Origin of the sequence: Pedobacter sp. ASV12, from assembly GCF_016429155.1 — a bacterium.
GTDB lineage: Bacteria > Bacteroidota > Bacteroidia > Sphingobacteriales > Sphingobacteriaceae > Pedobacter.
This window is the reverse complement of record NZ_JAELUC010000124.1, coordinates 1-7,260: the sequence shown is the minus strand read 5'-3', so window position 1 is coordinate 7,260 and position 7,260 is coordinate 1. Positions and strand designations below refer to the sequence as shown.

Sequence of the window (7,260 nt, the reverse complement as noted above, 5' to 3'; positions counted from 1 at the left end):
AGATGTGTATAAGAGACAGGGCTTCTACTTTGTGCAGGATCAGTTTTTTTCCTTTGTAATTCTCCACACCGATCGAATCGATAGCTGTATTGGCGTGGGCAACAGATACTTGAAGGAGCAGCGCAATGATAAATAGTTTATATAGCTTATACATTAAATCTTAGCAATTTTGAAACACAATTATACGAATAATATGCTTATAGGTAGATGAATGTTATAAAAACGGTACGATGACATTTCTATTGCCCCTAAAAACTATTTTTAAAAACCATTTTAATCGTGCTTTGTTGTATCAGTACAAAAATTAACCTTCAAATAGAAAATACCATGGATGCAAAAGAAATCAGCCTTAGTGAAAAACAAGTAAAACCAGTAGTTGACATGCTTAACGATTACCTGGCCAACTACCATATCCACTATCAAAAATTAAGGGGATGCCATTGGAACGTAAAAGGGCAGAACTTTTTTACGTTGCACATCAAGTTCGAAGAACTGTATACCAATGCGCAGCTCACCATCGACGAAATTGCCGAGCGTGTACTTACCTTGGGCAAACCGCCGCACAGCCGTTTTGCCGATTACATCAAGGAATCGCAAATTAAGGAAATCAATACCATTGGCATGAACGATATGGCTATGGTGGAAGCCATTTTAGACGATATGGCCAAACTGATTGAGCTCGAAAGAGAACTGCTTGAGGCTACTGACAAGGCTGGCGACGATGGCTCGAACGATATGGTGAACCGTTTTATGCAGTTCAAGGAAAAAAATACCTGGATGTTGCGTTCTTTCGCTGGCAAGAAGTAAACAGTCAATACTTAATCAAAAATCCCCGTTTCAACCAAGCGGGGATTTTTTGTTTGCCTTCATGCCTGGCTACATGATGAGGTGCAGACGCCCAACCGAAAACTTACGGGTAGGCTACTGGCCAATAGCTATCGACTAACAGACTAATTTCTTACTTTTGTATCAATGGGATATCGAAATTTAGCCGAATGTATTGCCGACCTGGAAAAACATGGTCATCTGGTAAGAATAAAAGAAGAAGTTGATCCGTACCTGGAAATGGCTGCTATCCATTTAAGGGTTTATGAAAAACAGGGGCCGGCTTTGTTGTTCGAAAATGTAAAAGGAAGCCCATTCAAAGCCGTTTCAAATCTGTTCGGCACCTTAGAACGCTCCAAATTGATGTTTAGAGACAGCTTGCCTAAGGTAGAACAATTAGTTGCGTTGCGCTCAGATCCCATTAAGGCATTAAAAAATCCATTTAAATATGTTGGCTCAGGTTTAACGGCATTATCGGCTTTGCCTTTAAAACAGTCGCTTTTTAAAAGCACATTTCAAAAAACAAGCATCAGCAGCTTGCCCCAAATTGTAAACTGGCCAATGGATGGCGGGCCGTTTATTACCATGCCACAAGTTTTTACGGAAGATATGGATAAACCCGGTGTGATGAATGCCAATGTGGGCATGTATCGCATCCAGCTGGCGGGCAACGATTATGTGCAGGATAAGGAAATTGGATTGCACTATCAGATCCACAGGGGGATTGGCGTGCACCAAACCAAAGCCAATGCCAAAGGCCAGCCATTAAAGGTAAGCATCTTTGTAGGCGGTCCGCCGTCGCACCCGCTTGCCGCGGTAATGCCGTTGCCCGAAGGGCTTTCTGAACTCACTTTTGCAGGTGCCTTAGGCAACAGGCGCTTCAGGTATTTTTATGATGAAGAAGGGTTTTGCATCTCTGCTGATGCCGATTTTGTGATCACCGGAACGGTATATCCGCACGAAAACAAGCCAGAAGGGCCTTTTGGCGATCATTTGGGCTACTATAGTCTCACACATCCCTTCCCTTTAATGAAGGTGCACAACGTTTACCATAAAAAAGATGCGATATGGTCGTTTACGGTAGTGGGCAGGCCACCTCAGGAAGATACGAGCTTTGGCGCCCTGATACACGAAATTACCGGTTCGGCCATTCCGCAGGAAATCCATGGCCTCAAAGAAGTAAATGCGGTGGATGCGGCCGGCGTACATCCTTTGTTGTTCGCCATTGGAAGCGAGCGCTACACACCCTATTTAAAAGAGCGCAAGCCACAGGAGATTTTAACTATTGCCAATCATATTTTGGGCAAAAACCAGCTGAGTTTGGCCAAATACCTCTTTATAGTGGCGAAGGAAGATGACGAAAGCCTTAGCACCAACAATATCGCAGGTTTCATGAATCATGTTTTAGAACGGATAGACCCGAGCAGGGACCTGCATTTTTATACGAATACGACGATTGATACGCTCGATTATTCTGGCGATGGACTGAATGCAGGATCGAAAGTGGTCTTTGCCGTGGCAGGCGATAAAAAAAGAACCCTTGTCAACGTATGTCCAGCCGATTTGAATTTGCCAAGTCCATTTGGTGTCAGTCAAATTGCAATTCCTGGAGTTTTGGCGTTGCAGGCCGGTTCTTATGTAGATGCGCAGCAAGCCAAACAAGAAATAGCCAGACTGAAGGAAAGCCTAAAAGCTGTCGATTTAAGCGGTTTGCCCTTGATTGTGCTTTGCGATGATGCCCAATTTACAGCAGCCAATGTAAACAATTTGGTTTGGGTAACTTTTACAAGAAGTAATCCGGCCGCAGATATCGATGGTGTGGATGATTTTACCCGTGATAAACACTGGGGTTGTACAGGCCCGGTAATTATCGATGCCCGCAAAAAGCCTCATCACGCACCTGAGCTGATCAAAGATGCCGAAGTTGAAAAAAAAGTAGATAGGCTAGGGCAAGAAGGTGCTTCGCTTTATGGGATCATCTAAAATCCTTTTACAGCAAACGGAGACGTTAAAAATTCTAAAGCATAAAAAATCCCGATTGCCATTGGTAACCGGGATTTTTAGTATTTAAATAGGTGCTGTGCTTAAAATCTCAAACCTAAGGTTAAGAAAACATTGTTTTTGGTGTTTTTAACCTGGGCAACAGGTTCTGCACCATTACCTAAATTATAAGGCGTAAAATCGTTGTTGGTTTCTACGCGCTGATAGGTTAAATCTACGTAGTAATTGTTTACACGGTAACCCAAGCCACCGCTGTACATTTTGGTATCGAAAACATTATCACTGTCGTTTTTGTAAGGAGAGCCGTTTACACCGTAACCAGCTCTTAAGCTGAGGTTGTTCAGTTTGTATTCGCCACCAATTCTATAATTTACTGCGCCTTTGTAGTTGCTTCTCACATCGCTGTTGTTGTCGATCATGATATTGCTATCGCCGCTGCTGCCGTTGCTGTTGGTCGAAAATCTGATGCTCGAATAATCAACATAATCAATATCAGCCGAAATCAACGCCTGACCAGCAATGACGTAACTTGCACCAAAAGAACCTTTTAACGGGGTACGCAAATTGTAGGTGAAATCGTAAGTTTGCTTATCTGTTGTGCCTCTAATAGTGCCTCTGTTATCAAGACCTTCGGTATAGCTGTCGTCAATCACAAACCAGGTTGGCGTTTGGATAGTCGCTCCTAGGCGCAAGCCATCTACAGGCTTGAAAATTACACCTACACGTCCGTTTACGCCAGAACCTTTGGTAACTTGGCTTTGGTTGAATAACAGTTTGTAGTTGATGTTGTTACCGGTTAGGTTGCCTGCTGCATCGTACTCGCGGGCACTGCCGCTTTCTTCAAACTGGGCATCACTGTTATATCTCAGGTCGATCAAGCCAATGCTCGCACCAATATAAAACTGGTTGGAGATATTGGCGGCTGCAGAAAAATTGAATTCGGAAACCGAACCCGAACGTACTTCGTTTTTACGCTGAAAATTGAATTGGTTTTTGGTTTGGTCAACAAATGTTTCCGAAAAATAGTTGCCTGCGGCATTGTCAAAGCTAATCAAGTAATTGTCGTAAGCCATTCTTTCTAAGCTGCCTTGAGCCAAGTTGTTCGGTGCAGTTGTTCCTGCCAATTGGGCAAAATAATCGGTAATGGAATTGCGGCCATTCGAACCGGCATAATTTACTTCCATACCATAATCGTTGGTTCTGTTATATCCAATACCAAAAACCCCGCTAATCAGTCCCTTTTTGGTATCTTCTCCTTTTTGTCGGTAAGTAGGGGCGAAGAATACGGCACCAATTTGGTTAATGTTCAGCTGGCTTTTGTTGGTTACGTCGTTTTGTCCGAGGTAGCTGGCATTCATGCCGCTTTGGTTAAATTCTGGTGTAAAACCGAATTCAGATTTGGTAAAAAGGCCTAGCCCAGCCGGGTTGCCACCCAAGGAGCTCAAATCGCCACCATTGGCTATCTGGGCATTTCCCATAGCTTTAAATCGGGCGGTACTGCCGTAATTGGTTTGAGAGAAGCGCAAAGCGTCGCTGGCATATTGCGCGTAAGTATTGCTGGTAGTGGCTACTATAGCCACTACTAACAGTGTCAGAATTTTTTTCATTTGTGTTTAAGCTAATTTAGATGGATGATTACCTGCCGCCTCTGGTTGGTCTGCCACCACCGCCGCCACCGCCACCAGAACTACCACTTGATCCTCGGCTGCCGCCACCGCTGCTTGATGGCGGAGGAGAACTTTGGGCCGGTGGGTTATAAGTAGGTGCCGGCCTAGATGGGGCCTCGCTTCTGGTAGGTCTTGCATCGGAAGTTGAACCGCCTCTGCTTGGCCTGCCATCGTTAGAACTGCTGGTGCTGTTCGGACGAGAAGTGCCATTGGTTGCCGGGTTATACATTTCGGCTCTGCTTCTGGTAATTACACCATTATTGTTGCCGTTATTAGCTCTTGATGGAACGCCGGATGAAGCGCCTCCACCATAGTAGTTGCCTCTGCTGCCTGCACGGCCTACGCCGTTTTCGCTACCTCTTGAAGGTCTAGACCCATAATTAGGGTTATAGGTACCACGACCTGCATAGTAGCCGCCACCACCCCCGTACCAGCCACCGCCATAATAAGGGTTGCCATACCAAGAGTAAGGACCCCACCAGCTTCCGTAGTAAGGATTGCCCCAGCCATAGTATGAATATGGGCTGTACCAGTTGTAGTAGTTATAAAAATTGGCGCCTAATGAGAAACCGAAGTAAGGGCCATAAGTTCCATAGCCGTACCACGAGTTGTAGCCATAATAATTGTAGTAAGGATCGTAGTAGCCTCTATAGGGGCTGCCGTAATAGAACCTGTCTATACGCGAAGCATAATCCATATCATAATAAGGATCGCTGTTGGTATACGATGAATTGTCCGCATCGGTTTGTGTTGTTGGTTGAACCGGGTCTGCCTGCTTGTATTCTTTAGCTTTCGCCACGGTACCGTACACATCATCGTCTATGGCACTGTTTTGTGCCAATTTGGGTGTTGAACACGAAGCAACTAGCAGTGCTGTTGCCCCGAGCAAACTGGTGAGTAATTGGTTAGGTTTCATGTGTGTGTATTTAGATTATCAATTGTTTCATGGGATTTGCCGGAGGCTCATTTCATGATATGTGTGTTTTGTTTGTAAGCCCAATTAAATTGTAGCTATAAATTTATAGCTTTGTAAACAACTTTACAAGAAATTTAACACAAAAAACGTTCCAAATAGTTATGAGCAAAGGCATTACAAGCAAAAACGACGATTATTCGCAGTGGTATAACGATATTGTTATAAAGGCAGACTTGGCAGAACACTCTTCGGTAAAAGGCTGTATGGTAATTAAGCCATACGGTTATTCGATCTGGGAGAAAATGCAGGCGGTTTTAGATCACAAATTTAAAGAAACAGGTCACAGCAATGCTTATTTCCCCTTGTTCATCCCTAAATCATACTTTTCTAAAGAAGCTGCGCATGTTGAAGGCTTTGCTACCGAGTGTGCAGTGGTTACTCACTATCGCCTAAAAAACGATGGCAATGGCAATATTATTGTCGACGAAGAGGCTAAACTGGAGGAAGAACTGATTGTTAGACCAACCTCTGAAACCATCATATGGAATACCTACAAAGGATGGATCCAATCTTACCGAGATTTACCTTTGCTGATTAACCAATGGGCGAACGTAGTGCGTTGGGAAATGAGGACGCGATTGTTTTTGCGCACTACTGAATTTCTTTGGCAAGAAGGCCATACCGCACATGCTACAGCCGAAGAAGCTATTGCCGAAACCGAAAAAATGCTTGATGTTTATGCCGATTTTGCAGAAAACTGGATGGCAGTTCCGGTAGTAAAGGGTAAAAAAACGCCGACAGAACGTTTTGCAGGTGCTTTAGATACCTATTGCATCGAAGCCTTAATGCAGGATGGAAAAGCCTTGCAGGCCGGTACATCGCACTTTTTAGGGCAAAACTTTGCCAAGGCATTCGATGTGAAATTCACCAATAAAGAAGGTAAGCTCGATCATGTTTGGGCAACTTCTTGGGGCGTATCAACCCGTTTAATGGGAGCCTTGATCATGTCGCACAGTGATGATTCGGGTTTGGTGTTGCCTCCAAAATTGGCGCCTATCCAGGTGGTCATCGTTCCTATCCACAAAGGCGACGAAGAATTGGCCAAAATCTCGACTTTCGTGGACGAGTTGTTGCCAAAGCTGAAAGGATTGGGCATCTCTGTAAAATATGATGACCGCGACAGCCAAAGACCAGGCTTCAAATTTGCTGAATATGAATTGAAAGGCGTTCCGGTACGTTTGGCCATCGGGGCAAGAGACATGGAGAATGGTACCGTAGAAGTTGCCCGTAGAGATACGAAGGATAAATTTACCGTTCCACAAGAAGGTTTGGACATCTACATTGCACAGTTGCTGGAAGAAATCCAGCAGAATATTTACAACAAGGCGCTGCAGTTCAGAGCCGAGCATGTAACCGAAGTGAATACCTACGACGAATTCAAAACCATATTAGATACCAAAGCCGGCTTTATTTCAGCACATTGGGATGGTACAGCAGAAACCGAAAAGCGAATTAAGGAAGAAACAAAGGCCACCATCAGGTGTATCCCTTTGAACAACAAGCAGGAAGAAGGCGTTTGTATCTTAACCGGAAAGCCATCGAGCCAAAGAGTACTGTTTGCAAGGGCCTACTAGTATTGCGATAAGCGTATAGCGTATTGAGATCAGCTAGCAAAGTGTAGTTGATATGTAATTTATCGCTGTACGCACTACTCAATACTCAAATCGAACACAGAAAATGAGCGAAGAAAACTATAAACCTGTCTCTTATACACATCTGACGCTGCCGACGAACCACGACATGGGTAGATAGCGGGGGTGGGCGGGTGAGTAAAGACGATGGGGGGGAAAA

General features: G+C 44.4%; 5 protein-coding genes. 3 read left to right on the top strand and 2 right to left on the bottom strand.

What is annotated here, in order from left to right; all coding sequences use genetic code 11:
* Positions 1-327 precede the first annotated feature (327 nt).
* The gene (locus JHD69_RS18440; RefSeq protein WP_199141816.1) at positions 328-807 is read left to right on the top strand and encodes a Dps family protein; all 480 of its coding nucleotides are present in this window, start codon (positions 328-330) and stop codon (positions 805-807) included.
* Between the two features lie 165 nt (positions 808-972).
* Positions 973-2,808: a UbiD family decarboxylase gene (locus JHD69_RS18435; RefSeq protein ID WP_199141815.1), complete on the top strand. Its 1,836-nt coding sequence runs from the start codon at positions 973-975 to the stop codon at positions 2,806-2,808.
* 101 nt (positions 2,809-2,909) lie between these two features.
* Here JHD69_RS18435 and JHD69_RS18430 read toward each other — a convergent pair whose 3' ends face one another.
* Positions 2,910-4,433: an OmpP1/FadL family transporter gene (locus tag JHD69_RS18430; protein WP_199141814.1), complete on the bottom strand. Its 1,524-nt coding sequence runs from the start codon at positions 4,431-4,433 to the stop codon at positions 2,910-2,912.
* A gap of 28 nt (positions 4,434-4,461) precedes the next feature.
* The gene (locus tag JHD69_RS18425) at positions 4,462-5,409 is read right to left on the bottom strand and encodes a hypothetical protein (protein WP_199141813.1); all 948 of its coding nucleotides are present in this window, start codon (positions 5,407-5,409) and stop codon (positions 4,462-4,464) included.
* A 161-nt stretch (positions 5,410-5,570) separates the two neighbouring features.
* Here JHD69_RS18425 and proS point away from each other — a divergent pair, with 161 nt between their 5' ends.
* Positions 5,571-7,043, top strand: a complete 1,473-nt coding sequence (gene proS, locus JHD69_RS18420; protein ID WP_199141812.1) for a proline--tRNA ligase — start codon at positions 5,571-5,573, stop codon at positions 7,041-7,043.
* Positions 7,044-7,260: the final 217 nt, after the last annotated feature.